This window comes from Streptomyces sp. NPDC005774 (assembly GCF_042871645.1).
Taxonomy (GTDB): Bacteria; Actinomycetota; Actinomycetes; order Streptomycetales; family Streptomycetaceae; genus Streptomyces; species Streptomyces pratens.
In genome coordinates this window covers 86,477-111,855 of record NZ_JBIAIV010000001.1, presented here as the reverse complement: position 1 = coordinate 111,855, position 25,379 = coordinate 86,477, and the positions used below count along the sequence as shown (strand labels likewise).

Here is a 25,379-nt window from a genome sequence, read left to right as displayed (position 1 = left end):
CCTCATGCCCGCTGTCCGCTGTCCGCTGTCCGCCGGGATGAGGACCGGGATGGCAAGGCAGGAGAGTGGGCATGCGTACAGGCATGCGACAGGGACCGGAGATCTGGACCCGAGGTCCGGTGGGAGTACCGGAACCGGGCCCGCCGAAGCCCTCCCACGCCCGTGCGGCAGCCCGGCGCTTCTCCCGGGCCGGCGTTCATGGCGGCGCCGGGGTCTCCACGCTCGCCGCGGTGCACGGCGGTCATGACAGCGACCGCGTCTGGCCCGGACCGGGCGATCCGCGGTCGGTGCTGCTCGTCGCCCGGACACACGCGTCCGGGCTGGAGACCGTCGTCCCGGCCGTGGAGATGTTCCGGCGCGGGGAGGTCCCGTACGGTCTCGATCTCGACGCCGTGGTCCTGGTGGCGGACGCGCCGGGCCGCCTCCCGCGTCCCCTCTCCCAGCGGATCCGGCGCATCGAGTCGGTGATCGACGTCTACCGCGTGCCGTGGGTGCCCGAGTGGCGCCTGGGCGGCCTGGGCGGCCGTCTGCCGCGCGAGGCCGGGCCACTGGCCCGCCTGACGGGATCGGCGGGCTGAAACGCTGAGCGGGGAGGGGACCGGGGCCCGGACGTCCGCCTCGGCGGCGGAGATCGCCTCCGCGGTACGCGCGAGGAGGGTGCGGGCCGTCGATGTGGTCGCGGAGGCACTGGAGCGGATCGAGCGGGCCGATCCGGCGCTGTGCGCGTTCACCGAGGTGTGGGCCGAGGAGGCGCTGCGACGGGCGGGTGAGGTGGACACCCTGATCGAGGCGGGTCCGCCGCGTCCGTCCGGTCCGAACGGGGGCGAAGGGCCCGGGACTCACGCGTGGCTGCCGCTGGCCGGGGTGCCCGTCGCCGTGAAGGGGCGGCACGGGCTGCGGGCGGCGGTTCCGCTGCTCGCAGCCGGTTGTGTCGTGCTGGGGGCCACCGCGGTGCCCGGGCCCGGCACCGCCTGGCAGACCTGGGGTCTCGGGGCACGCGGACGCACCGTCAATCCGTGGCGGGCCGACCGTACGCCGGGCGGTTCCTCGGCCGGGGCCGCGGCCGCGGTGGCAGCCGGTCTGGTGCCGCTGGCGACGGGCAGCGACGGCGCGGGATCGGTGCGCATCCCGGCGGCGTGGTGCGGGGTCGTCGGTCTCAAGGTCACCAACGGTCTGCTCCCGTCGCGCGACCGCACGGGTCTCGCGGCCCCCGGGGTCCTCGCCCGTACGGCGGCCGACGCGGCGGCCTGGTGGCGGGCGGTGTCGCCGCCGTCCGCCGCCGTCGACGCGCGGCCGTCCCTCCCCCGCACCGCTGTCTGGTCCCCCGACCTCGGCTTCGCCGGTCCCGACCCGGAGCCCGTCGCGCTGGCACGGGCAGCGGTCGACCGGCTCGTCGACGCCGGAGCCGTACGGCTCGTACGGCCGTCGGCGCCGCCGCTGCTCCTGGACCCGGCCCCGGCCTGGCCGGCCCTGCGCGCCCCCGGCACGGACCCCGCCGAACTCGCCGACGCCCACCGCGTCCGGGCGGAGAACGACCGACGTCTGGCCCACCTCTTCGCCGGCGCCGAGTTGCTGCTGACACCTACGGCGCCCACCGCGCCGCACGGCCACGAAGGGCCGGGCGATGTCTACTCCACCGCGCTCACCTGGGCGTTCAACCTGAGCGGGCACCCGGCGCTGAATCTCCCGGCCGGGTTCGGCACCGACGGCTGCCCGGCCGGGCTCCAGCTGGTCGCACCGCACGGACGGGAAACACTGCTGCTCGCCGTGGCGGAAGCGGCGGAGAAGCCGAGCGGATGGAAGGGCTGAAGGGCATCCCTCGGAGCCGGGACCGTCGCCTGAACCGTCCTGGACATCCACCTGCATGCGCATATGGCGCCTATGCCTGCAATTGGCATACATCGGTCATATGGGGGTGATCACGACACGCCGTTTCCTCTTCGTTCCGGGAGTGCCCGACGCGACGGCAACTCCGCGTTGCCGGCCCGCTTCCCCTACGAGGCCGGGGCTACGCGGTGATGTCCTTCGTCGTGAATCTCGCCCAGGCCGCCGAGCCGAACACCAGCGCGTACAGGGACTGGAGGCCGAGGTTCCTCGTCAGGTCGTCCCAGTAGACCGGTTCGCGCATCAGGTCGGCGAAGGACAGCCAGTAATGGGAGAAGAAGTACGGGTGGAGGGCGTCGAGCTGCGGTATCTGGTCGAGGATCTGGACGGTGATCAGTAGCCCCACCGTCGTCGCCATCGCCGCGATGCCGCTGCTGGTCAGCGTGGACACGAACAGGCCGAGTGCCGCCACCCCGATCAGCGACGCGGCGACGACCAGGGCGATCAGCAGGGCTCTGCCCAGTCCCTCCGCGAAGCCGATCCGGGTGCCGGAGATGGTCGTGAGGTCGCCGAGCGGGAACAGGAGCGCCCCCACGGCCAGGGCGGAGAGGGCCACCACGAGAGTGGCGGCCAGGCAGAAGGCGAGGACGGTGGCGTATTTGGTGAGCAGCAGCCGGGTACGGCCGGCGGGGGCGACGAGGAGGTAGCGGAGGGTGCCGGCGTTCGCCTCGCCGGCAATGGAGTCGCCCGCGACCACACCGATCGCCATGGGCAGGAAGAACGGCAGCGTGGCCGCCAGTGCGGTGAAGACCAGGAACAGGCCGTTGTTGGTGATCTGCGAGATGAAGGCCGGCCCCGCGCCGCCCCCTCCCCCGCCGCCGGCCGCGGAACCGTCACCGGTCTCGATCTTCACGGCGATCCCGACCAGGACCGGCACGGCGGCCAGGACCCCGAGCAGGGCGAGGGTGCGCCAGCGCCGGAAGGTGATCAGCAGTTCGCTGCGGAAGAGACCGAGGGCCCCGAGGGCACGCACGGTCCGCGTCCGCGTCCCCGGCCTGTCCGGTTCACCCGGTGCTCCCCGTGGCTCCGGCCCCGCTGTCCCCTCCGGCTCCCGGACCACCTCAGCCCGCGACATCGAAGCCCTCCCCGGTCAGCGCCACGAACGCGTCCTCCAACGAGGCCCGTTCGACCCCGAAGCCGCGCACCCGGACACCGCCCGTCACCAGCGCGGTGTTCACCTCGGCGAGGTCGCGCTCGGGCACCTCACCGGTCACCCGGTCGTCGGTGACCACGACGTCGCCGATCCCCTGCTCCTTCAACACCCGCGCCGCGTCCGCCGGGTCCGGTGTGGTCACCACCAGCCGGCCGCGGCTGTCCGCGGCCAGGTCGGCGACGGGTCCCTGGGTGAGCAGCCGGCCGCGCGCCATCACGGCGGCATGCGTGCACACCTGCCCGATCTCGTCGAGCAGGTGCGAGGAGAGGAAGACGGTCGTGCCGTCCGACGCCAACTCCCTTATCAGGGCACGGATCTCCCGCATTCCCTGCGGGTCGAGTCCGTTGGTCGGCTCGTCCAGGACGAGCAGTCGGCGGGGCTGGAGCAGGGCGGCCCCCAGCCCGAGGCGCTGCTTCATGCCGAGGGAGTACGCCTTCGCCTTCTTGCCCGCGGCGGCCGTGAGGCCCACCCGGTCCAGGGCGGCGGCGACGCGGGCGTGCCGGGTGCGCGGATCGGCGGTCGGGTCGGCGGCGTCGTAGCGCAGGAGGTTGTCGCGGCCGGAGAGGAAGCCGTACAGGGCGGGGCCCTCGATGAGGGCTCCCACCTGCGGGAGCACGGCGCGTGCGGAGCGCGGCATGGGCCGGCCCAGGACGTGCGCCGTGCCCGAGGTGGGCTCGATCAGGCCCATCAGCATGCGGATGGTGGTGGTCTTGCCGGAGCCGTTGGGACCGAGGAAGCCGAAGACACTGCCCGACGGAACGGTCAGATCGAGACCGTCGACGGCGAGCTGCCCGCCGCGGTAGCGCTTGGTGAGCGCACGGGTGACGATGACGCCGTCACCCGTACTCCGCGTGGCGGACGCCTCGCCCATCGGCTCCCTCGTTCCCTTCGTGCTGTCCCCCTGGCGCCGTTCCCCGGGTTACTTCCCCTCGTTGGCCGCCTTCACCAGCGCGTCCTTGGTGACGGCGCCCACGTAGACCTTGCCGTCCTCGGTGAACAGGGCATTGACCAGGCGGGTGCTGAACACGGTGCCCGTGCCGAACTCGCCCTTCACCTGGTCGCCGAGCGAGCCGAGGAAGCCGTCGAGGTCACCGCCTCCGGAGCCGGTCGGCAGACCGCCCTCGCCGCCGGTGTCGAAGGTGGCGACGGAGTTCCAGCCCTCACCGAGCACCTTCAGCCCGTCGAGGCCCTTGGCCAGGTCCTCCTCGGACTTCGGGGCGCGCTCCGGCTTCCCGTGCTCCCTGCCCTTCTCAACGCTGCCCTTCTCACCACGCTCCAGCTCACCCTCCTCGGTCACCTTGGCGCCCTTGGGCGGGGTGAAGTCGAAGGTCGACGCGGCCGGCCGGTCGAAGTCGACCTTGGTGAAGCCGACGTCCACGACGGCGGCACCGCCACTCGCCGGGGTCAGCGTGAACTTCAGCGGCGTACCGGTCCTGTGGTCCACCGCGATGCTGATGGCACCGACCGTGGAGCCGGACTGCTTGGGCTTGACGACCAGCTTGTACGCGTCCCGGCCGGCCACCTGCGCGGTGCCGTCGACGGTGACGGACGTGGTGTCGTCGACCGACTTCAGCGCCTCCTCGGCGAAGTCCTTGGGCGTGGCCGGGGGCCGGCGCTCCCGGTCCTTGTCCCCGGCGGACTCCTCGGTGGTGCTGTGGAAGACCTCGTTGGACTCGCTGTCGTAGCCCCAGACGTCCTTGCCGTTGCGGATCAGGCTGTACTCGGAGGCGTTCCCGAGCAGCGACACCTTCTGCCGGTCGGGGCCGTCGGCCGCGATGCGCAGGGTGTGCGTGCCGGAAGCCAGCTCGGTGAGCTTGGCCGTCGGGTCGGCGGAGGAACCGCCGTCCTCACCCTGGCCCATGGCGCCGGAGGTCAGGCTGCTCTCCAGGCCGCCGAGGTCCGGCAGTCCGAGGTCAGTGGTGATCTTCACGGTGCCGGAGAGCTGCTCGACATCCGACTGGGCGATCTTCTCGATCAGCTGCGCTGCGGTGATCTTCGGCAGGTCCGGGTCGCCGGAGTCGGCGAGCGCGGGGACGAGCCCGATGGTCGCGGCCGCCACTCCCATCACCGTGACCGGGACGATGTACCGCGCGGCCCTGCTCCGGCGTGCGCCCGGCTCGCCGGCCTCACGAGCGGTCGTCGTGTCGTCGGATTCGTACGGTGCCATGTGTGCCCTACCTCCGTGGTCGGCGGCGGCCTGCGTCTCGTGTCGCTCGCACCAGTCACACCCTGAGCCGCCATTCTCACCCGAATCGGTGAGGAGTGGTGATGTCCGTCGTGTTCCATCTGACCAAACCAGACGGGCAGATGCGTCAGACCCCGGACTCAACTCCGTGTACTGCTGCGGTATGACACGGGGCGATGTTCCGCCTCCCGACCAGTAGGGGTCGGGGGGAACTGCGGTAAGGGCCGGCGACGACCGATGCGGGTCGATGGCGGGGGAACCCGAAGCGGCGGACAGGGACGGCAGGCGGGTCAGCCTGCCCGGTGCACCACCGCGTCGCACAGCTCGACCAGGGCCGTCTTCGACTCGCACTCCGGCAACGGAGCCAGCGTCGAGCGCGCCTCTTCCGCATAGCGCACGGTGTCCCGGCGGGCCTGCTCCAGCGCGGGGTGGGCGCGCAGCAGCCGCAGCGCCTCGGCGTGCCGGTCGTCGTCGGTGAGGTCGGAGTCCAGCAACTCGCACAGGGCGATGTCCTCGGCCAGTCCCAGCCGGGCCGTCCGCTCGCGCAGCCGCAGCACGGGCAGGGTCGGGATGCCCTCGCGCAGGTCGGTGCCCGGGGTCTTGCCGGACTCGTGGGAGTCGGAGGCGATGTCCAGTACGTCGTCGGCGAACTGGAAGGCGACCCCGAGGCGCTCGCCGTACTGGGTCAGCACGTCCACGACGGTGTCGTCGGCCCCGGCCATCATGGCGCCGAACCGGCAGGAGACGGCGACCAGCGAGCCGGTCTTTCCGCTGAGGACGTCCAGGTAGTGGTCGACCGGGTCCCGGCCGTCCTGCGGCCCCGCGGTCTCCAGGATCTGACCGGTGACCAGTCGCTCGAACGCCTCGGCCTGCACCCGTACGGCCTCCGGTCCGAGGTCGGCCAGGATGTGCGAGGCGCGGGCGAAGAGGAAGTCACCGGTGAGGACGGCGACGGAGTTACCCCAACGGGTGTTGGCGCTGGGCACCCCACGCCGTACGGCGGCGGCGTCCATCACGTCGTCGTGGTACAGCGTGGCCAGGTGGGTCAGCTCCACGACCACGGCGGACGGCACGACGCCGGGCGCGTAGGGATCGCCGAACTGGGCGGAGAGCATCACGAGCAGCGGCCGGAACCGCTTGCCCCCGGCCCGCACCAGGTGCTGGGCGGCCTCCGTGATGAAGGGCACCTCACTCTTGGTGGCCTCGAGCAGCCCCTCCTCGACAGCCGTCATCCCGGCCTGGACATCGGCTTCCAGAGCCTGGTCCCGCACGCTCAGCCCGAACGGCCCGACGACGGTCACGAGAGGTCTCCTGTCTGCTGGTGTCCACTGGCGCTTAGACGTCTTGCACAGTCTGTCGATAGGTCGCTGACATCACTCGAGTCAGCGTATCCGGTCATGTTTCGATCACCGCCAGCACCCACATTCCCCAGACTCACCTGCGCACGCGTGCACGGCGTCTCACGGCACCCTCCGATATCGGATCACAACCAGATCGTTTCTGATCAGTTGGTAACAAAGGATATTCCTCGCCTTTCGGGCGTGACGACCCACCCTCGGGACGCACCCCGAACCACGATCCGAACCATGATCCGACACGCGATCCAGCACGCGGTCCGACACCCGGACCATCCTGCCCGCCCAGGCGCACGATTTGCCGCAATTGCCAAGTAAATCCCTCCTGGTGGCAAATGCGAACGCGCCGTGCGGCCAGTGAAGTGAGTCACGCACCCCCCGGCACACCCACCCCTCACACCCGTCGGCGATTCCCCTTGCCCCGAAAGCGAGTTGACTCTTGGCATCCGCAAAGGGCCAAGTGCCGCAAACGCCCGGATACAAGATCAAACAGCGTGATCCGTGACGGTTGCACTTGTTTCCGACAAGTGCACTCGCATACGTTCCCGGCCTGTCGGGCGGACGCCGAATCCTGCCACCGCCCGCGCCACCCATCGATGAACTCACGCACGGCAGGAGCGGGGGACCCAGGTAAGCCGCCGGACCGGTTCGCACCCGGAACGGCTCGGGGTGAAGCCATGCCCGCAGGGGCACGGCCGGGCACTCTCCCGCCCGAACCCGACAGCTCACCTCGCAGGCGTAGGAGAGGAACACAGACATGACCGCATCCGGTTCGCCCCGCCGCTTCGGCCGCTCCCGCCTCGTCCGCTCCCTCGCCGTCGCCGGCGTCGTGGCAGTCGCCCTCCCGCTGTTCGGCGCCACCGCCGCCTCCGCCGCCACGCCCGCCGCTGCCGCGACGTCCGGCGCCGGCTCCGTGACCGCGTACCCGGACAACCTCGACGGCTGGATCCGCGAGTCGCTGTCCGTCATGGCACAGCACGGCATCCCCGGCAGCTACGACTCCATCCACCGCAACATCCTGCGCGAGTCGTCCGGCAACCCGCAGGCCATCAACCTGTGGGACTCCAACGCCGTGGCCGGCACCCCGTCGAAGGGCCTGCTCCAGGTCATCGACCCGACCTTCCAGGCCTACCACGTGCCCGGCACGACCTTCGACCCGTTCGACCCGGTCGCGAACATCACGGCGGCCTGCAACTACGCGGCGGACCGCTACGGCTCCATCGACAACGTCTTCGGCGCCTACTGAGACACCCGGGCCCATCGGGACGCCGGAACACCGACGGCACCGAGGCCTACCGGGACACCCTCCCGGACCAGGGGCGGGGCAGCACGTGCGGGTGCACGTGCGGCTCCGTTCCGCCGAACAACCGCTCGAGGACGACGGCCACGCCGTCGTCCTCGTTCGACGTGGTGACCTCGTCGGCCACCGCCTTGAGCTCGGGGTGCGCGTTGGCCATGGCGACTCCGTGGGCCGCCCAGTCGAACATCGGGATGTCGTTGGGCATGTCGCCGAAGGCGACGGTCCGCCCGGCTTCCAGCCCCAGGTGCTCGGCGGCCAGCGCGAGACCGGTCGCCTTGGTCACACCGCACGGCTGGAGTTCCACGGTGCCCGGACCCGACATGGTGACCGTGGCCAGCGAGCCGACCACCGAACGGGCCGTCGCCGCCAACTCGTCGTCGGTCAGGTGGGGATGGCGCAGCAGCACCTTGCTGATCGGCCGGACCCACAGATCGTCCCGCCGTTCGACCCGCACGGCGGGCAGCGTCGGGTGCGGCATCAGATAGCCCGGTTCGATCAGGGTGAGTCCGTCCACCCCGTCCTGGTCGACCGCGGCGTACAGCTCCCCGACCTCGGCCTCGATCTTCCCCAGTGCGGTCTCCGCCAGTTCCCGGTCCAGGGTGACCGACCACAGCAGCCGGTCCGTACCGGCCTCGTACACCTGCGCGCCCTGTCCGCACACCGCGAGCCCGGTGGCCCCCAGGTCGTCCAGGAGCGGCCGCACTCTGGGCGCCGGGCGCCCCGTCACCACGAGGTGCCGGGCACCGGCCCGCGCCGCCAGCGCCAGCGCGGCGAGGGAGCGGTCGGAGAGGGTGTCGTCGCCGCGCAGCAGCGTCCCGTCCAGGTCGGTGGCGATGAGCGAGCAATCGGTGGGTGCGGCCATGATCAGAGAATACGGATACCGCACCCGCCCGACTCACCACGCCCGAGCCCACCCGGCCCGGTTCACCCGGCCCGGCCCGCTCCACCCGGCCCGCTCCACCAGAGGCGCGGGTGCCCGAGGCGCGGGTGCCCCGGGCGCCATCTGCGGCCTCTGCACCACTTGGCAACAACATGCTCCGCTACCTACCGCCCTCGTGGTCTTGGGCGGTACCTTCCAAGTGTCCAGGGGGGACTTGATCGGGGGGTCAGGTGAGCAGTGGACGCACGCGTGTGCTGAGGCTCGAGGAGCTCGGCGAGGGAGAGCGGGAACGGTGGCGCGAGCTGCGCGCCGCGACGGAGGCGCCGCGCAGCCCTTTCATGGAACCGGAGTTCGCCACCGCCGTGTCGCGGGTGCGGCCGCAGGCCCGGGTCGCGGTGCTGTACGAGGGGGCGTCCGCCGAGCCGGCCGGATTTCTGCCGTACGAGCGGGGTGCGTTGGGGCAGGGCCGGGCGATCGGGCTCGGCGTCTCGGACTGCCAGGGCGCCGTCCTGAGGCCGGGTCTGGCGCCGGCGACCGATGAACTGCTGCGTGCCTGTTCGGTGTCGAGCTTCGCCTTCGACAACCTGGAGGCGGACCAGGCCCTGTTCGTCCCGCACGCGGCCGAGGAGCACGCCACCTTCGTCATCGACGTGGAGAAGGGGTACGAGACCTACGAGACCGTGCTGCGCGCCCAGTCGCCGAAGTTCCTGAAGACCACCCTGGCCAAGGAGCGCCGGCTCGGCCGGCAGGCCGGACCGGTGCGGTTCGTGTTCGACGAACGCGACCCGGCCGCGCTCCGCGCGCTCATCGGGTGGAAGTCGGCGCAGTACCGCAGGACCGGGCGCCGCGACCGGTTCGCGCAGGAGTGGATCACCCGGCTCGTGGGCCATCTGGCCGGGACCCGGGCTCCGGAGTGCACGGGCACGCTGTCCGTCCTGTACGCCGGGGACCGTCCCGTGGCCGCCCACTTCGGCCTGCGCTCGGCCTCGGTGCTGGCCTGCTGGTTCCCGGCGTACGAACCGGAGTTCGCGAAGTTCTCGCCGGGACTCGTGCTGCATCTGCGGATGGCCGAGGCGGCGGCCGGCGAGGGCATCGGCCTGCTCGACATGGGCCGCGGCCCGGCCGAGTACAAGGACTCCCTGAAGACGGGCGAACGCGCCGTCTACGAAGGGGAGGCGACGCGTCCGGGCCTGGGCGCCGCACTTCAGTTGCTGCGCCGCGAGCCCGCCCGCCGCGCGCACGGCTTCGTCGTCGCCCGGCCGCGTCTCGCCTCGCTGGCGTCGCGGACCTTGAAGGGGACGGCGCGGCTGCGCCGGCCGTGAGGGGTCCCGGCCGCGAGAACCGCTGGGGACGGCAACGGCAGCTCGCGACAACCGTTCGCCGGTTCGATGGTTCAACCGTTCGTGAGGAGGGAGGGCTCATGTCCCGCACAGCGCGTACGCAGGAGGAGATACGGCGGTTCCTGGACATCGGCGCGGTTCAGGTCGCCGAACTGGACCTGAACGGTGAGGAGACCGTCCTGAAACCCGGTCCGGGCAGCCCGCCGGTGACGCACGGCGAGGTGTTCCTGCTGGTCAGGAGAGACGGCCTGCCGGTGGGCACACTGCTGGGAAGGGTCCCGGAGGGGGCCGATCCGACGACGGTCCTGGCGGCGCTCGCACGGCAGGCGCAGGTCCAGGCGCAAGTCCAGGCGCAAGTCCAGGCGCAAGGGCGAGGTCCCGGCACGACGGAGGCGGCCGTGGAGAGCACCGTGCCGCCACCCTTCACCTCGGTCGTCGTGGCCACCCGGGAGCGGGCCGGACAGCTCGCCCGCGCCCTCGACTCGCTCCTCGCGCAGGACCATCCGCACTTCGAGATCGTCGTCGTCGACAACACGCCCGTGACGGACGAGACACGCGACCTGGTGCACCGGAAGTACGGGGAGCGCGTGCGGTACGTGTGCGAGCCGGTCCCCGGGCTCGCGACCGCGCACAACACCGGGCTCGCCCACGCCCTGGGCGAGGTGATCGCGTTCACCGACGACGACGTCGTCGCCGACGCCCGCTGGCTCACCGGGCTGACCGCGCCCTTCGCCACCGACCCGGAACTCGGCTGCGCCACCGGCCTGATCCTGCCCGCCCGGCTGCGCACCCCGGCCCAGGTCCTGCTGGAGAGCCACGGCGGCTTCGCGAAGGGGTTCACGCCGACGACGTACGACCCGCGGAACCCGCCCCGCGACGAACCGCTGTTCCCCTTCACCGCGGGCCGGTTCGGCTCCGGGGCGAACATGGCGTTCCGTACGGAGGTGCTGCGCGCGGTCGGCGGTTTCGACCCGGCCACCGGCGCCGGGACACTCGCCCGGGGCGGCGACGACCTGTACGGGTTCGTCCGGGTCCTCGCCCAGGGGCACCGGCTCCACTACACGCCCCGGGCGCTGGTGTGGCACCACCACCGGGAGACCTGGGCCGATCTGGAGAGCCAGGCGTTCGGCTACGGCGCCGGCCTCACCGCCTACCTCACCGCGATCCTGGTCAACCGGCCCGCGCTGCTGCCCGCGTTCCTCGCCCGGCTGCCCCGCGGCCTGTCCCACGCCCGCGGCCTCACCGCCGTACGGGAGACCGGGGACGCCAGCGACACCGGGCACACCGGGGGCGGTTCAGCCGCTCCGGGCGACCACGACACCCGCACCACCCACCCCTGGCCGCGCCGCCTCTCACGGCTGCAGCGCAAGGGGATGCTGTACGGCCCCATCGGCTATCTGCGGGCCCGGCGGGCGGCGGGCGGTACGTCGGGGAAGGTGTCCCCCGACGGCCGGACGACCAGGGGTGCGCGATGACGGCGTCGTCCCCGCAGGATCCGGCGATGCGAAGAGCCCGGGACGGATCGGGGGACAAGGACGGCGGGGAGGACACGAAGCGTCCGGCCATCCCGGTGTTCCTCTACCACGCCGTGATGGACGACCCGCCCGACTGGATCGCCGAGTTCACCGTCACGCCAAGAGAGTTCGCGGCGCATCTCGACGCCCTCGAAGACAGTGGCCGCACCCCCGTCACCATCAGCACCCTCGCCGGCCATCTCGCCGGGAGGGCGCCCCTTCCGCCCCGGCCGGTGCTCCTCACCTTCGACGACGGCTTCGCCGACCTGCCCGGTCCCACCGCAGACCTCCTGGCCCGGCGCTCCCTGCCGGCCACCGCGTACCTCACCACCGGCGCCATCACCCCGGGCGGCCGCAGCCTGCTGCCGCCGGCGCCGATGATGACCCTGGACCGGGTGACGGAGCTGGAGCGTTCCGGTATGGAGATCGGCAGCCATACGGTCAGCCACGCCCAGTTGGACACGCTGACCGGGAAACAACTGCGCGCCGAACTATTCGATTCCAAAGCCGTGTTGGAGGACGCCCTCGGCCACCCGGTGCCCCATCTCGCCTACCCGCACGGCTACAACAGCCCCCGGGTGAGGGCCATGGCGTCCCGCGCCGGGTACGAGACGGCGACCGCGGTACGGCACGCGCTGAGCTCGGAGCGGGACGAGCGCTACCGCATCGCCCGGCTCATCGTCCGCCGCGGTCACACCGTCGCCGACGTCAGGGCCTGGCTGGCGGGCAACGGCGCCCGCGTCGCCCCCTACCGCGACGGCCCGAAGACGATCGCCTGGCGGTGGTACCGGTACACCCGGGCAGCGGTCCGTGGGCCGGAGTTCGCGGGCTGACTCACGGGCCGATACGGCAGAGCGAACGGATCGGGCGGGTGGGCGTGCGGGCGGGTAGGCGTGCGGGCGGGCAGGTGGGCGGGCGGTCGCGGCCGCCCGCCCGGTCACTTCGTCGGCTGGTTCAGGTACGGGTCGGCCGCCACCTCGCGCAGGCTCTCCCACGCCGCCTCGTCGGCCACGGCCAGGTTGCAGTGCGGCCCGGGGTCGCGGTAGTTCCACTGGAGCGCGGCCTTGACGCCCTCCAGCCCTTTCAGCACGGGCGGCACCTGTGCGTACCACTCGGCCTGCCGCTGCGGCCGGGTGGAGTCGACCGCGCTGCCGAACTCGGAGAGCATCAGCGGCTTGTCGGCGGAGATGTTCTCGCGTATCCACTCGTGCGTGGCCGTCTGGGTCTGCTCGAAGGTCAGCCACTCCGTCTTGTGGCAGCGGTAGTAGTTGTACTGGTTGTAGCCGATCCAGTCGACGTACTCGTCCCCCGGATACATGCCCTTGAACAGGTCTCCGTGGTTCAGGTAGCCGGTGATGATCCAGGTCCACACCACGTTGTCCACGCCGAGCTCCCGGAACCGGTCGTGGATGTGCCGGTACGCCTGCACGTACTGGGCCGGGGTGCCGTTGGCCGGGGTGCGCGTGTCCATTTCGAGGTCGAAGGAGAGGAAGACCTTCTTTCCCGTGCGCTGCCCGTAGTCCTTGATGCGCTGTGCCTGGACGTCGATCACGGTCGCGTCCAGGTCGCCGGCGGCTATCTCCGCCCACCTCGGCTGCTGCCCCTTCGTGCCGCCCCACCACTTGCTCTCCCAGGACAGCAGCAACATGTGATCCTCACCGACCCGTTGCTCCTCCGGACTCAGCAACCGCCCTTCCCTGCGGGTTCCTTCGGACAGGGACATGTCGTGGTACGTGTAGACGATGTCGAGTTTGCGGCCCACCTTCTCCTCGTAGGCCTTCACCTTCTCCTCCAGGTTGGCCCGTTCGTGCGGCACAAAGGCTCCGAACCAGGCGCCGCAGGGTGGTTCGAGCAGTTCCGTGGGCCGGCATTCCTCGTCCGTCCCGGAGGTCTCCGAGGCGTTCCGCAGCGCGAGTACGGCGACCAGTACCGCGCAGACGACCGCGGCCGAGGTGATCAGCGCCCGCCGGCGGCTCGCGGCCGGCCGCCCGTCCTTCGGCTTGCGGCGCCGGCCGATTGCCGTGCTGCCGGCGCCGCCGGTGCCGCCCGTGTCTGCGCGGAATTCGGGGCCGGCAGGAGGGCCGGTGGTCGAGCGGCCGGTAGTCAACGGGCCGGTGGTCGGGCCGGTTCCCTGGCGAACACCGCGCAGGGCGGCGGTGATGCGGCGGAGAGGGCGGGCGAACCTCACAGGACGGAACCCTTCGGTGTCCTCGACGGCGGGGAGGCACGCAGCCGCGGGCAGAACGCGGCGAGCGTGGTCAGCAGGGTCAGGGCCAGCAGTACCCGCTGGGCGCTGAAGGTGTGCGTGGCGATCAGCACCGTCGCGACGATCATCACCGCGGCGACGCTGACGAAAACGGCCAGCATCATCCGTTCCAGCAGGTCGGAGTGGCGGACAAAGCCGGGGTCGCGCCGCTCGACGGGACCCCGTGCGGACCGCACGCGCAGCACGGGACCACAGAGACCGACCAGGGCCGTGCCCGGCCCCGCCGCCAGGAAGACGACGACGGCCGCCCCGCGCAGCGGCGAACCGCCGGGCAGGGCGAGCGCGGCGAGCGCCAGCCAGCCGGCGAACGGCGGGAGCATCCGGATCACGAGATCCTGCGGTGTCATCGCTTCCCTCCCCCTTCTTCTACCTCTGTCCCCTCTGCTTCTTCCGGTTGTCTCAGTTCGTAGACCGCCCCCGCGCTGTTCTCTGTCACCAGCCGGAACCGCGGGGACGCGGCGACGGACTCCAGAACGCTGTTCAACTGGGTTCCGGTGAGCTGACCGTTCATTTCGGAGTTCGCCAACTGGCCCTGGGTGAAGAGGAAGTAGGCCCGGCTCGGGCGGTCCACTCCCGCCATGTCGGTGGCGAGGGTGCCGGCCGGGTCCCGGACGATCTCGTCGACGTGGCTCCGGTCGTCCTCGAGGAACCAGTAGTGGTCGATGCTTCCGTACGAGGCATAGGCGAGCGGGTAGTTGCGGTTGGCGGCGACGACCAGCGAGCCCTCGGGGGCCTCGTCGAAGAGCTGCCCCACCAGGGCCACCTCCTGCGGTGGGAAGTAGTTGATCCGGTCCTTGCCCGAGTAGCTCGGGACGAACGCCAGGGTCCCGGCGAGCAGCACGGGCAGTGGGCCCCAGAACCTGATGCCGAAGCCGGCGCGGAACCGGGCGCCGATGCCGCGGCGCGCGGGCGGCTCGGCCCTCCGGCGGACTCTGCTCTCCGCCGCCGCCTCCGCGGCGGCGAGGGTACGCACCTTGGGCGACAGTGCGGCGGCGGCGAAGAGGGCGACGCCGGGCAGCATGAACATCAGGACCCGGAAGATCATCTCGCTGCCATAGCTGCTCGCGACGAACATCGGCAGCGGTGCCGCCGTGATCACCAGCAGCGGCATCGCGCGGTACCGCAGTACGGGCTGCCGCCAGAGTCCGGCCGCCGCCAGCAGCAGGACGGAGCCCGAGAGCAGCCTCGCCGCCCACGAGGTCGCGATCGCGCCGGCACCGGTCGGGGTGGCACCGTACCCCCTCTCGACGTTGCCGCCGACGTCACCCACGGCGCGGATCATCTCCGGCAGCGCGGCGGACAGGAAGGGCAGCGCGGCCGTCGCGCACCAGGCCAGGAAGATGACGACCGTGGTGGCCACCGGCACCCAGTCCCGGTGGCGGCGGAGCAGGACCAGCGCGAGCAGCGACACGACCAGCATGGCCGGGGTGAGCTGGTGCGAGATGACGATCGCCATCACCAGCACGGTGAGCACGATCGTCCAGACCGCCTGCCCCCGCCGCACACTGCCGCCACCCGCGCCGGAACGGCCGTACCGGCGCAGCACCACGGCCAGCACTCCGAGGTGCAGCGCGAAGGCGACGGACTGCGGGGAGAAGTAGTCCTGGCCCACCCAGTTGGCGACGAAGAAGAGCCAGACCGCGGTCCAGATCAGCCGTCGGTCCTCGGTGAAGGTGCGGTAGATCAGCAGCAGCGGGAACAGCAGCAGCAGACTGGACGCCAGCGGCCACCACGCCATGTACATCGCGGCCGAGTCCACGCCCAGCAGCCGCACCAGCGCCGCCTGCGCGGCGAAGAAGCCCGGCCACTGGTCGTAGACCGCCATGTCACCGATCTGGTCGGCGGTCTGGAGCCCGCCGGCGGTCAGCAGGTGGTCGATGACACCGTCGTGCTTCCACGCCCAGGCGTACAGCGGGGTCGGATAGAGCACGGCCTGCGTGGCCCGCTCCATCACCAGCAGACCGACCACGTACGCCGCCGACCAGCCGCCGGGCCGGCGACGGTCCCGGACCGTGAACCAGAAGCCGGTGGTGAGGACGGCGAGGCCGGCCCAGAAGCTCGGGTGGAGCGCGGTGACCAGGCCGTAGTCGTCGAGCCGCGACACATCGGTGTGCCGTACCGCGTACAGCCACAGTGCGAGCGCCGCGAGCAGCGGCAGGGTGGGCCAGAGCGCGAGGGTACGGCGCGCGGACCAGAAGGGCGGCAGGTCGGAAAGATCCGTCACGGGTTCATGGGCCGGGGTCGACGACTCCGAGGAGGGGTGGGTCCGCGACTCCGTCCGCGAAGGCGGTTCCACGGGGGTGCCCACAGAGGTACCCCCGGAGGTGTCCGCAGGGGTGACGGGCGCCGATGTGCTCTCTGGTGCGGGCGCGGACGCGGATCTCTCGCGTGGAGTGGCTGGCGGACGCACGGTGGTTCCCCCCTGGCGGTTCGGCTCCAAAAGCTTGGTTCGTTCGCTGGTTCAGCCGTTCGGTTGTCTGTGGTCGGGCAGCCCCGCCGCCGGTACGGCACGGCGGAGCGGCGGAAGTCGGAGAAGGAGCAGCAGCAGAAGCAGTGCGGCGAGCAGCGGCGGTGACACGGAGGCGAGCGCGTCCCGCCATACCCAGCCGGCCACGGCGAGGAGGTACAGCGCCCCCCAGCGCCCCGGCCAGGACAGCCGGCCGCCGCCCACCCGCTCGAGCAGCAGCCACAGCGTGACGAGGCACAGCAACTGACACACCGGCGGCGTCCAGCGCAGCAGCGGCTCCGGCCCGTCTGTTCCCACCGCGTCCGCGAGGAGTTCGGCCGCCCGGACGTACCACGCCCCGCCCACCGGCGAGGGTTCCCGGCCGAGCGCGACCGGTGCGGCATACAGGGCGAGCAGGGCCGAACCCAGCGCGGTACCGGGGAGCCAGGGGTCGGGCGCCGTGCACAGCGTCACCGCGGCGACGAAGACCAGGAGCAGCACGCCGCCCGCCGCGAGCGCCACGAGCGGCAGCTCTTCCAGCAACTGCCGTCCCGTCAGTTCGCCCTGTCCCTCCGGCGACGGTCCGCCGAGCCGGTGCAGTGGGCGTGCCGACGCCCAGAAGGCGACGGTGGCGAGTCCGAACAACCCCCAGAGGACGTCCCGCAGCCGTCGGTCGGACCCGTGACCGGCCGGCGACGGGGCGACACGGCCGGCCGTGCTCGCGGACGCTTCGGCGGCACCCGCCTCGTCCCGGCCCCCGCCCTCTTCACCCTGTTCGTCCTGCCCATCGCGCTCGCCGCGTTCGTGCGGTGCCTCGTCCCGGACCGGTGCGTGTGCGTGTGCGTGTGCGTCCCGTGGAGTGGGCCCCGCGTGCTCGCCGGCCTCCTGACCGCCCTCGGTCGCGCGCTCGTGCGCGTCGGCACCCGGGTGCCCCCCGTGCTCGGCGTTCGGACCGACGCCCGCACCGGCGCCCGCGTCCGTAACCGGCTCGGAGTCCCGGTCCGGTCCCCCACCCGGCTCGGGGGCCGCGTGCGGCTCGGGGGTCACGTCCATGGGGCGGGGCCGGACGATGAACGCCATCGTGTCCGTCTGGAGGGCCTCCCGTTCGTAACCGGGGCGGCCGATGAACAGTGTGACGGTGTCCGCGTCGTCCTGTTCCCGGCCCTCGTCCTCGTAGGCGGCCCGGCGGGCCCAGCCCGTGCCGTACCCGGCGGTGGCGTTCAGCTGCGCCCAGCGCGTGCCGTACGCGGGACCGGCCGATACGCCCCCCGTCCGCCCCGTCCCGCTCGTCGTACTCGTCGTACCGTCCTTGCCACCGGCCCCACCCGTCCGGTCGACGAGCCCGCCATGCCCACCGAACCCACCGAGCCCGTCGCGCGTGTCGCGCAGCGCCGAGCGCAGGCCGAACACCGAGACGACGGCGACCACCGTCATGCCGATCAGCACCGCCCACCCGGCGCCCGCGATGCCCGCCGGAGTGAACAGCACGGTCGCGCTGCCCAGGACCAGCACACACATGCTCCCTTGGAGCATCGCGAGCACACCGGTGCGCCCCTGCACCCGCAGCACCCCGATGTACAGCTCCACGACCACCCGGGGCAGCGCCCCGAGCGCGAGCAGCCGCAGCACCATCGAGCCGTGCTCGGCGTAGTCCGCGCTGAACGGCGTGAGGATCAGCGGCGCGAAGACCACCAGCACCAGAACCACCGGCACCAGCAGCAGCGTCATCCGGCGCAGCGCCCCGCGGACCCCGTCCGCGAGCCGGCGCGGGTCGTGCGAGGCGTGGGCGGTGAGCGACGCGGCCATGTTGATGGCCATGAACTCCATGGTTCCGCCGACGGTGTACGCCACGTAGAAGTAGCCGTTCTCGGCGGCGCTGAAGCGGACCGCGACCATCACCGGCAGGAGGTTGATCATCGCCAGGCTGAACAGCGCGCCGAGCGAGTCACCGGCGAGGAAACGGCCCATGTCACGGATCCTGGGCGGTTCCCGGTCGCGGTCGGCGGCGGCCTGACGCGGAATGAGCCGGCGGAAGATCAGCCAGCCGAGCGGCAGCGTGGAGAACGCGATCGCGACGGCCCAGGACACGAAGATGCCCAGCACGGGCAGCGCGCTCGCGAAGACGGCCAGCAGGACCAGCTTCCCGGTGGAGAAGACGGCGTTCCCGACGGGCACCCACGCGGTCCTGCGCAGGCCCGTGAGCACTCCGTCCTGCAGGGTGAGCAGCGCCCACGCCACGCACGCCGCGACGAACAGCGCGCCCGCCAGCGGGGCCCCGAGGGGCTCGTACGACGCGCCCCACAGGTCGAGCGTGAGCAGGAAGACACCCGCGGCCAGCGCGACGACCACTGAACTCGCCCCGTACACGCCCCACACCAGGCGCCCGGTCTCGCGCCCGGCACGCGGCACGAAGCGGACCACGGCACCGATCATCGTGGTCGCGGTGATGCTGGCGAGCAGCCGCATCGCGGCGATGGCCGCGGAGCCCTGGCCGACCGCGTCCTCGGAGTAGTAGCGCGCGGCCACGAGCCAGAAGCCCAGCCCGAGGACGGCGGACACGCCGGTGCTGAGCATCAGGAAGTAGGCGTTCTTGAACAGCGAGTCGGAGCTGTCGGAGCCGGGTTCGTCGTCGGCAGGTCCGGGTCCGCCGCCTGTGCGCACCGCGGCGGGCTCGTGCACCTGGATCTCAGCCACGAGGCGGCCCCGGTCCTCTCGCCGCGGCCCCCTTCGGCGGCTCCGGTGGCTGTGACGCCGATGCCTCCGGTGGCTCCGGTGCCTCCGGTGGCTCGGCCGGCTGTGCTCCGGACCGTTCCAGCGCCTCTGCCGCCTCACGCGCCCGCAGCGGGTCCACCGGCAGCGCGTGCCGCGCGAACCAGCGGGCGTTCCCGGGGGCGGGCGACGGGTCCGTGAACGCTGCTCCCGCATAGTCGTCCAGGGGCGGGTCGTAGAGGTAGCCGACCACGATGCGGCGCCGGGCCAGTGCCGCGATCGCCGCGTCCCGGTCCGCCACCAGCAGGGGCACCCGGAACAGCGGTTGTACCGTGCCGTCCGCCGGCGGACGGGCCCACGGCGTCGACAGCAGCAGTTCCGTGCCCGCCCGTGAGGCCCGTAAGACGTCGTCCAGCCGCCCGAGACTGCGGTGGACACGGCGCAACCGTACGGGGCCGGGCTCCAGCCGGTAGTCGTGCATGTCGACCCGCACCCAGGGGTCGTGCGCACCCAGGTCCGGCGCGGAGCGCACGGCACCGGCCAGCGCGTCCGGACGCAGCGGCATCCGGATCCCCTCGCGCTCCGTCAGCCCCAGCAGCCCCATCGTGGCCCAGGCGGCCCGGCGCAGCCCCAGTCGCCGCACGGCGGCTTCGGCGTACGGCCGTACCGCGTAGGCGAGTTCGGATGCCGTGCGCCGCGGGACGAGCAGTTCGGCGCAGGCCTCCCGCACCGCCGTGCTCCGGTCCGGGTCGGCCAGCGCGAGGATGCCCCCCGTCTGGGCGCCGGCATGCTTGGAAAGGCTGAAAACGGAGGCGTCACCCCAGGCCCCGACCGGCCGCCCGCCGACCTCGCTGCCGATGGCGTGTGCCCCGTCCTCGAACAACGGGATGCCCAACGCATCGCAGCGGGAACGCAGTTCGGGTGCCGGATCCGGGTTGCCGTACAGGTTCGTGGTCAGTACGGCGGACAGCGATCCCCATGTCTCGTCCGGCACCGCGTCGATGTCGATGGACGCGTCGAACGGGTCGAGCGGCGCCTGCACCGGACGCAGGCCCGCCGCGAGCACCACGAAGAAGATGACGTCGTCGTTGACCGGCGACATCAGCACCCTGCCGCCCGGCGGGCACCAGTGGCGCAGCGCCACGAACAGCCCGAACCTGCATGACGGCACATACACACATTCCCGGCCGAGCCGGTCGCGCATGGCATCTTCCAGCCTCTTCGGCCGCATGCCGGAACGCGCCGATCCCGGACCGGCCTCCCCAATGGCCATCCGTCCCCCTGTTGTGCCATCGGAACGCCCCCTCCCCGAGGCCTTCCGGCACCCGCCCAGAGTCGCCCTGTTCGCACCGCTCCGTCAAGATTGCGTATCCGCCCTGTGGACGACTTCCGGTACGCGAGGGGGAGCAGCGCGCGCGTCGGGCCGTCCAGGACGCACACGCCTCCCGCACCCCGGACCTGCCCTTCCGCCTCTGCCCAAGACCACCGCGACACCCGTAACGTGTGGCACGACCACGGATACGTGGAGCACCTGCGCACACGAAAGTGAGGCAGCACCCGATGCCCCCCTTCGATGCCCCCGAGGGCGATCCCTTCGGTCCGCACAATCTGCCGTACGGCGTGTTCTCGCCCCCCGGCTCGTCGGAGCGGAGGGTGGGCGTCCGGCTCGGCGACCACGTCCTCGACGCCGGCGCGGCCGCACACGCCCTGGGTTCCCCGTACGCCTCCCTGCTCGCCCGTCCGACGCTCAACCCGCTGCTGGCGGCGGGCCGTACGGCCTGGTCGGACATCCGGCGCGCCCTCACCGCCTGGGTGACCGTGCCGGCGCACCGGGAGACCGTCGAGCCGCTGTTCCACCCGCTGTCGTCGGTGACCCTGTACCTCCCCTTCGAGGTCGCGGACTACGTCGACTTCTACGCCTCCGAGAACCACGCCCGGAACGTCGGCCGGATCTTCCGCCCGGACGCCGCCGACTCCCTCACCCCGAACTGGAAGCACCTGCCGATCGGCTACCACGGCCGCTCCGGCACGGTGCTGGTGTCCGGTACCGATGTCGTACGCCCCTCGGGGCAGCGCAAGGCGCCCACCGATCCCGCCCCGGTCTTCGGCCCGTCGGTGCGGCTGGACATCGAGGCCGAGGTCGGCTTCGTGGTCGGGGCGCCGTCCGAGCTGGGCCGGCCGGTGCCGCTCGGCGGCTTCCGCGATCACGTCTTCGGCCTCTGCCTCCTCAACGACTGGTCCGCACGCGACGTCCAGGCCTGGGAGTACGTCCCCCTCGGCCCGTTCCTCGGCAAGTCCTTCGCCACCTCGGTGGCGGCCTGGATCACCCCGCTGGACGCCCTGGAGGAGGCCCGGGTGGCGCCGCCGGAGCGCACCCACGCGCTGCTGCCGTACCTGGACGACACGGACGAGGAACCCGGCGGTTACGACCTGCGGATCTCCGTGGCCGTCAACGGGCACGTCGTCTCCGAACCCCCCTTCTCCACGATGTATTGGACGGCTGCCCAGCAGCTCGCCCACATGACCGTGAACGGCGCCTCCCTGCGCACCGGCGACCTCTACGGCTCCGGCACGGTGAGCGGCCCCGCCGAGGGACAGCGCGGGTCCCTGTTGGAACTGACCTGGAACGGTCGCGACGCCCTCGAACTCCCCGACGGCAAGAGGACCTTCCTGGAGGACGGCGACGTGGTGACCCTGTCGGCCTGGGCCCCGGGCCCGGGCGGAGTCCGCGTCGGCCTCGGCGAGGTCACGGGACGGGTGACCCCACGGGCCGACCCCGTGAGCTGACTCCACGAGCCGTTCCTCGGAGCCGACCTGACGGGCCGGCCCCGAGGGACGGCCCGCGGGCTACGTCGTCGAAGCCGTCCGGTCCACACCCGCCCCTGCCTCGCACCGTCCTTCGCCGTCATACTTATGTGGTGTCGAGCGGTGTGCGGCTCCCGCACGTCCCGCACCGCACATTCCGCTCCACACGTACCCCGCACGTTGCGCAGCACGCGGCGCGCGCCTCATGCCCTCCGCACGTCATGCCGGGCCCGCACCGCACGCACGTCCCGCACACACGTTCCGCACGTACGTCCGAAGCTTCCCTCTTCTCACAGGATCCGGAGCCCGTGGCATGACCCTCTGCCTGCTCCTGCTGAGCATTGTCGCCGTGACGGCCGCCAGGCCCGTGCCCCGTGCGCTGACCCGGGCGAAGTGGCCGGAGCGGGAGCCGGTGGTCGCCCTGTGGGTCTGGCAGTGTCTGGTCGCCACGGTCCTGTTGTGCTGCGTGACCGCCCTGGCCCTGGCCGCCGCGGCCGTCTTCGGCACGGTCCGCGCCCAGCTCTTCGCCCCTGCCCCGCCCGCGGTGACCGCGGCGTACGACCTGTCCGCCGCCCCGCCCTGGACGGCCGCCCTCACCGTGCTGCTGGCCTGCGGCGCGGCCTGGACCACGGCCATGCTCGGACGTGAACTGGTCGACGCCCGCCGGCGCCGGGCCCGGGCACGGGCGCATCTGCGGGAGCGCGCCCCCGACCTGCCCGCCGGACTCCCCGCGGCCCGCGGCCCCCTGCTGGTACTCGAGGACGAGTACCCGGACGCCTGGTGGATGCCGGGCAGCCCGCCCCAGCTGATCGTCACCACCGGCGCCCTGCGCCGCCTCACCGACCACCAGATCGATGCCGTCCTCACCCACGAACACGGCCACGCCCGCGCCCGTCACAACTGGCTGCTGCACCTCTCCACCGCCCTGGCCACCGGCTTCTCCCGCGTCCCGCTCTTCGCCCACTTCTGCGACCAGACCCACCGCCTGGTCGAACTGGCCGCCGACGACACCGCCTCCCGCCGCTGCGGCCACCTGACCACGGCCCTGGCACTGATCGAGCTCAACCAGCACCGAGGCGTCCTGTCCTGCGCCTCCAGCCACCGCCTGCTCGGCGAGCGCGTCGACCGCCTCCTGAAGCCCCCGCCCCGCCTCGGCCGCCGCGACCGCGCCCTGACGACGACAGCGGCAGCCCTGGTCCCTCTCCTCCCCCTCCTGATCACCTTCGCCCCGGGCCTCACCGCCCTGCCATAGCCGTCAGAAGCCGGACAGCCGGCGCCTGACGGCTGACAGCTGACGGCTGACGGCTGACGGCTGACGGCTGACGGCTACATCCAGTCCTCGGGCTCCGGCTCGGCGTCCATCTCCGGCCAGTCGTCGTCGGACACCGACCCTGCGCGCTCCCGCCCGGCGCTCCCGCTGCCGGCGCCGCTCCCCTCGGCCGGACCTGAGCCCTGCGTCCCGGCCGATGATCCAGCCGGTGCTCCACCCTGCGGCCCGCCCAGCGCCCCGAGCACCCCCAGCACGCCCTCCCCGTACGTCGCGAGCTTCTTCTCGCCCACTCCGCCGATCCCGCCGAGCTCGGCGACCGAGCCGGGCCAGATCGTGGCGATCTCGCGGAGCGTGGCGTCGTGGAAGATGACGTACGCGGGGACGCCCTGCTCGCGGGCCTGTTCGGCACGCCAGGCGCGCAGCGCCTCGAAGGCCGGGAGGAGTTCCTCGGGCAGCTCGGCCGCCGCGGCCTTGGCCTTTCCCTTCCCCGAGCCCGAGGACCCGGAGGCTCCCGACCGGGAGGTCGCCGGCTTCTTCGGCTCCTTGCGCAGCGGCACCTCCCGCTCGCGCCGCAGCACGGTACCGCTGGCCTCGGTCAGCACCAGCGTGCCGTAGTCCCCCTCGACCGCGAGCAGCCCCTGGGCCAGCAGTTGCCGGACGACGCCCCGCCATTCGCTCTCTTCCAGATCGTCGCCGATCCCGAACACGGAGAGCTGGTCGTGGTCGAACTGGATGACCTTGGCCGTGCGCTTGCCCAGCAGGATGTCCACGATCTGCACCGCGCCGAACTTCTGCCCGCGCTCCCGCTGCAGCCGGACCACCGTCGAGAGCACTTTCTGAGCCGCGACGGTGCCGTCCCACGTCTCCGGCGGGGTGAGGCAGGAGTCGCAGTTGCCGCAGCCCGCCGGGTCGGGGTTGTCCTGGCCGAAGTAGGCCAGGAGCTGTCCTCGCCGGCACCGGACCGTCTCGCACAGGGCGAGCATCGCGTCCAGGTGCTGGCCGGCCCGGCGCCGGAAGGCCTCGTCGCCCTCGCCCGACTGGATCAGCTTGCGCTGCTGGATGACGTCGTTGAGGCCGTACGCCATCCAGGCCGTGGACGGCAGACCGTCGCGGCCCGCACGGCCCGTCTCCTGGTAGTAGCCCTCGACGGACTTGGGCAGGTCGAGGTGGGCGACGAAACGGACGTCCGGCTTGTCGATTCCCATGCCGAAGGCGATGGTCGCCACCACGATCAGGCCGTCCTCCCGCAGGAAGCGGGACTGGTGCGCGGCACGCGTCCCCGCGTCCAGTCCCGCGTGGTACGGCACCGCCTCGACGCCGTTGCGACTGAGGAACTCGGCGGTCTTCTCCACGGAGTTGCGGGAGAGGCAGTAGACGATGCCCGCGTCGCCCGGGTGCTCCTCTCGCAGGAAGCTCAGCAGCTGCTTCTTGGGGTCGGCCTTGGGAACGATCCGGTACTGGATGTTGGGGCGGTCGAAGCTCGCCACGAAGTGCCGGGCGTCCGGCATGGCCAGCCGCTCGGTGATCTCCTGGTGCGTGGCGTGCGTGGCCGTCGCGGTGAGCGCGATCCGGGGCACGTCCGGCCAGCGCTCGCCGAGCAGCGACAGGGAGAGGTAGTCCGGCCGGAAGTCGTGCCCCCACTGGGACACGCAGTGCGCCTCGTCGATCGCGAAGACGGAGATCTTCCCCCGCGACAGCAGCTCCAGCGAGCTGTTCAGCCGCAGCCGCTCCGGCGCGAGATACAACAGGTCCAGCTCACCGGCGAGGAACTCGGCCTCGACGACGCGCCGCTCCTCGAAGTCCTGCGTGGAGTTCATGAACCCGGCGCGCACGCCGAGCGCCCGCAACGCGTCCACCTGGTCCTGCATCAGCGCGATCAGCGGCGAGACGACGACCCCCGTACCCGGTCTGACCAGGGCCGGAATCTGGTAGCACAGCGACTTGCCGCCACCGGTCGGCATGAGCACCACGGCGTCCCCGCCCGCGATCACATGTTCGATCACCGCCTGCTGCTCACCACGGAAGGCGTCAAATCCGAACACCCGGTGCAGCGCCGCCAGCGCCTCGCTCTCCATCACTGCCATCCCACCACTACCGCCCGTCCCACCCATCGTCCCGCCCCGTACGACCACGTGCGGCCGCCGCGTCCACTGCGGCCGCTCTCGACCACTGCGTCCACGATAGGCGCCTCCACCGACATCCCCGGCGTTGTCCACAGACCGCCACCCCGGACGTTTCCACAGGGCCCCGCATCAATCACATCGGCACATCG

Annotated in this window: 19 protein-coding genes and 1 riboswitch; of the genes, 8 read left to right on the top strand and 11 right to left on the bottom strand. The window is 72.2% G+C overall.

Going from position 1 to position 25,379, the window contains the following annotated elements; translation table 11 throughout:
- Positions 1-71 precede the first annotated feature (71 nt).
- Complete coding sequence (locus ACFYQA_RS00535) at positions 72-578, top strand: DUF6668 family protein (RefSeq protein WP_388909524.1); 507 nt, start codon at positions 72-74, stop codon at positions 576-578.
- Between the two features lie 4 nt (positions 579-582).
- Positions 583-1,809, top strand: a complete 1,227-nt coding sequence (locus ACFYQA_RS00530) for an amidase family protein (RefSeq protein ID WP_388910268.1) — start codon at positions 583-585, stop codon at positions 1,807-1,809.
- Positions 1,810-2,008: 199 nt separating this feature from the next.
- Here ACFYQA_RS00530 and ACFYQA_RS00525 read toward each other — a convergent pair whose 3' ends face one another.
- From ACFYQA_RS00525 to ACFYQA_RS00510, 4 genes are all read right to left on the bottom strand, one after another.
- The gene (locus ACFYQA_RS00525) at positions 2,009-2,959 is read right to left on the bottom strand and encodes an ABC transporter permease (RefSeq protein WP_388909521.1); all 951 of its coding nucleotides are present in this window, start codon (positions 2,957-2,959) and stop codon (positions 2,009-2,011) included.
- Positions 2,946-3,908 carry an ATP-binding cassette domain-containing protein gene (locus tag ACFYQA_RS00520; RefSeq protein WP_388909518.1) on the bottom strand — a complete coding sequence of 321 codons (963 nt, stop codon included), beginning with the start codon at positions 3,906-3,908 and terminating at the stop codon, positions 2,946-2,948. The genes ACFYQA_RS00525 and ACFYQA_RS00520 overlap by 14 nt, the downstream gene beginning before the upstream one ends.
- Positions 3,909-3,956: 48 nt before the next feature.
- Positions 3,957-5,204, bottom strand: coding sequence for an outer membrane lipoprotein carrier protein LolA (locus tag ACFYQA_RS00515; protein ID WP_388909515.1), 1,248 nt, complete (start codon positions 5,202-5,204; stop codon positions 3,957-3,959).
- A gap of 308 nt (positions 5,205-5,512) precedes the next feature.
- Complete coding sequence (locus tag ACFYQA_RS00510; RefSeq protein ID WP_388909512.1) at positions 5,513-6,523, bottom strand: polyprenyl synthetase family protein; 1,011 nt, start codon at positions 6,521-6,523, stop codon at positions 5,513-5,515.
- A 638-nt stretch (positions 6,524-7,161) separates the two neighbouring features.
- A riboswitch (cyclic di-AMP (ydaO/yuaA leader) is annotated at positions 7,162-7,329 on the top strand.
- Between the two features lie 5 nt (positions 7,330-7,334).
- On the opposite strand from ACFYQA_RS00510, the gene ACFYQA_RS00505 reads away from it, so the two are divergent.
- Positions 7,335-7,823 (top strand): transglycosylase SLT domain-containing protein, encoded by a 489-nt coding sequence (locus ACFYQA_RS00505; RefSeq protein WP_388909509.1) that lies wholly within the window; start codon positions 7,335-7,337, stop codon positions 7,821-7,823.
- Positions 7,824-7,869: 46 nt separating this feature from the next.
- On the opposite strand, the gene ACFYQA_RS00500 is transcribed toward ACFYQA_RS00505, so the two are convergent.
- On the bottom strand, positions 7,870-8,739 hold the full coding sequence (locus ACFYQA_RS00500; protein WP_388909506.1) for an HAD family hydrolase: 870 nt from the start codon (positions 8,737-8,739) through the stop codon (positions 7,870-7,872).
- Positions 8,740-8,987: 248 nt separating this feature from the next.
- Between ACFYQA_RS00500 and ACFYQA_RS00495 the strand changes: the two genes are divergently transcribed.
- From ACFYQA_RS00495 to ACFYQA_RS00485, 3 genes are all read left to right on the top strand, one after another.
- Positions 8,988-10,079: a GNAT family N-acetyltransferase gene (locus ACFYQA_RS00495; RefSeq protein ID WP_388909503.1), complete on the top strand. Its 1,092-nt coding sequence runs from the start codon at positions 8,988-8,990 to the stop codon at positions 10,077-10,079.
- Positions 10,080-10,177: 98 nt separating this feature from the next.
- A complete protein-coding gene (locus ACFYQA_RS00490) occupies positions 10,178-11,572 on the top strand; it encodes a glycosyltransferase (RefSeq protein ID WP_388909500.1) in 1,395 nt (464 codons plus the stop codon).
- Between the two features lie 116 nt (positions 11,573-11,688).
- Complete coding sequence (locus ACFYQA_RS00485; RefSeq protein WP_388910265.1) at positions 11,689-12,444, top strand: polysaccharide deacetylase family protein; 756 nt, start codon at positions 11,689-11,691, stop codon at positions 12,442-12,444.
- A gap of 104 nt (positions 12,445-12,548) precedes the next feature.
- Here the strand turns inward: ACFYQA_RS00485 and ACFYQA_RS00480 are convergent, their stop codons facing one another.
- From ACFYQA_RS00480 to ACFYQA_RS00460, 5 genes are all read right to left on the bottom strand, one after another.
- Positions 12,549-13,799 (bottom strand): glycoside hydrolase family 26 protein, encoded by a 1,251-nt coding sequence (locus ACFYQA_RS00480; RefSeq protein WP_388909497.1) that lies wholly within the window; start codon positions 13,797-13,799, stop codon positions 12,549-12,551.
- Entirely contained in the window at positions 13,796-14,224 is a 429-nt protein-coding gene (locus ACFYQA_RS00475) for a hypothetical protein (RefSeq protein ID WP_388909494.1), read from the bottom strand. The genes ACFYQA_RS00480 and ACFYQA_RS00475 overlap by 4 nt, the downstream gene beginning before the upstream one ends.
- Complete coding sequence (locus ACFYQA_RS00470) at positions 14,221-16,101, bottom strand: glycosyltransferase (protein WP_388909491.1); 1,881 nt, start codon at positions 16,099-16,101, stop codon at positions 14,221-14,223. The genes ACFYQA_RS00475 and ACFYQA_RS00470 overlap by 4 nt, the downstream gene beginning before the upstream one ends.
- A 237-nt stretch (positions 16,102-16,338) precedes the next feature.
- A complete protein-coding gene (locus ACFYQA_RS00465; protein WP_388909488.1) occupies positions 16,339-19,017 on the bottom strand; it encodes a lipopolysaccharide biosynthesis protein in 2,679 nt (892 codons plus the stop codon).
- Entirely contained in the window at positions 19,010-20,263 is a 1,254-nt protein-coding gene (locus ACFYQA_RS00460) for a DegT/DnrJ/EryC1/StrS family aminotransferase (protein WP_388910262.1), read from the bottom strand. The genes ACFYQA_RS00465 and ACFYQA_RS00460 overlap by 8 nt, the downstream gene beginning before the upstream one ends.
- Before the next feature lie 329 nt (positions 20,264-20,592).
- Between ACFYQA_RS00460 and fahA the strand changes: the two genes are divergently transcribed.
- Both fahA and ACFYQA_RS00450 read left to right on the top strand, forming a co-directional pair.
- Complete coding sequence (gene fahA / locus ACFYQA_RS00455; protein WP_388909485.1) at positions 20,593-21,819, top strand: fumarylacetoacetase; 1,227 nt, start codon at positions 20,593-20,595, stop codon at positions 21,817-21,819.
- A gap of 331 nt (positions 21,820-22,150) precedes the next feature.
- On the top strand, positions 22,151-23,089 hold the full coding sequence (locus tag ACFYQA_RS00450) for a M56 family metallopeptidase (RefSeq protein ID WP_388909482.1): 939 nt from the start codon (positions 22,151-22,153) through the stop codon (positions 23,087-23,089).
- Positions 23,090-23,163: 74 nt separating this feature from the next.
- Here the strand turns inward: ACFYQA_RS00450 and recQ are convergent, their stop codons facing one another.
- Complete coding sequence (recQ, locus tag ACFYQA_RS00445) at positions 23,164-25,218, bottom strand: DNA helicase RecQ (RefSeq protein ID WP_388909479.1); 2,055 nt, start codon at positions 25,216-25,218, stop codon at positions 23,164-23,166.
- Between the last annotated feature and the right edge of the window lie 161 nt (positions 25,219-25,379).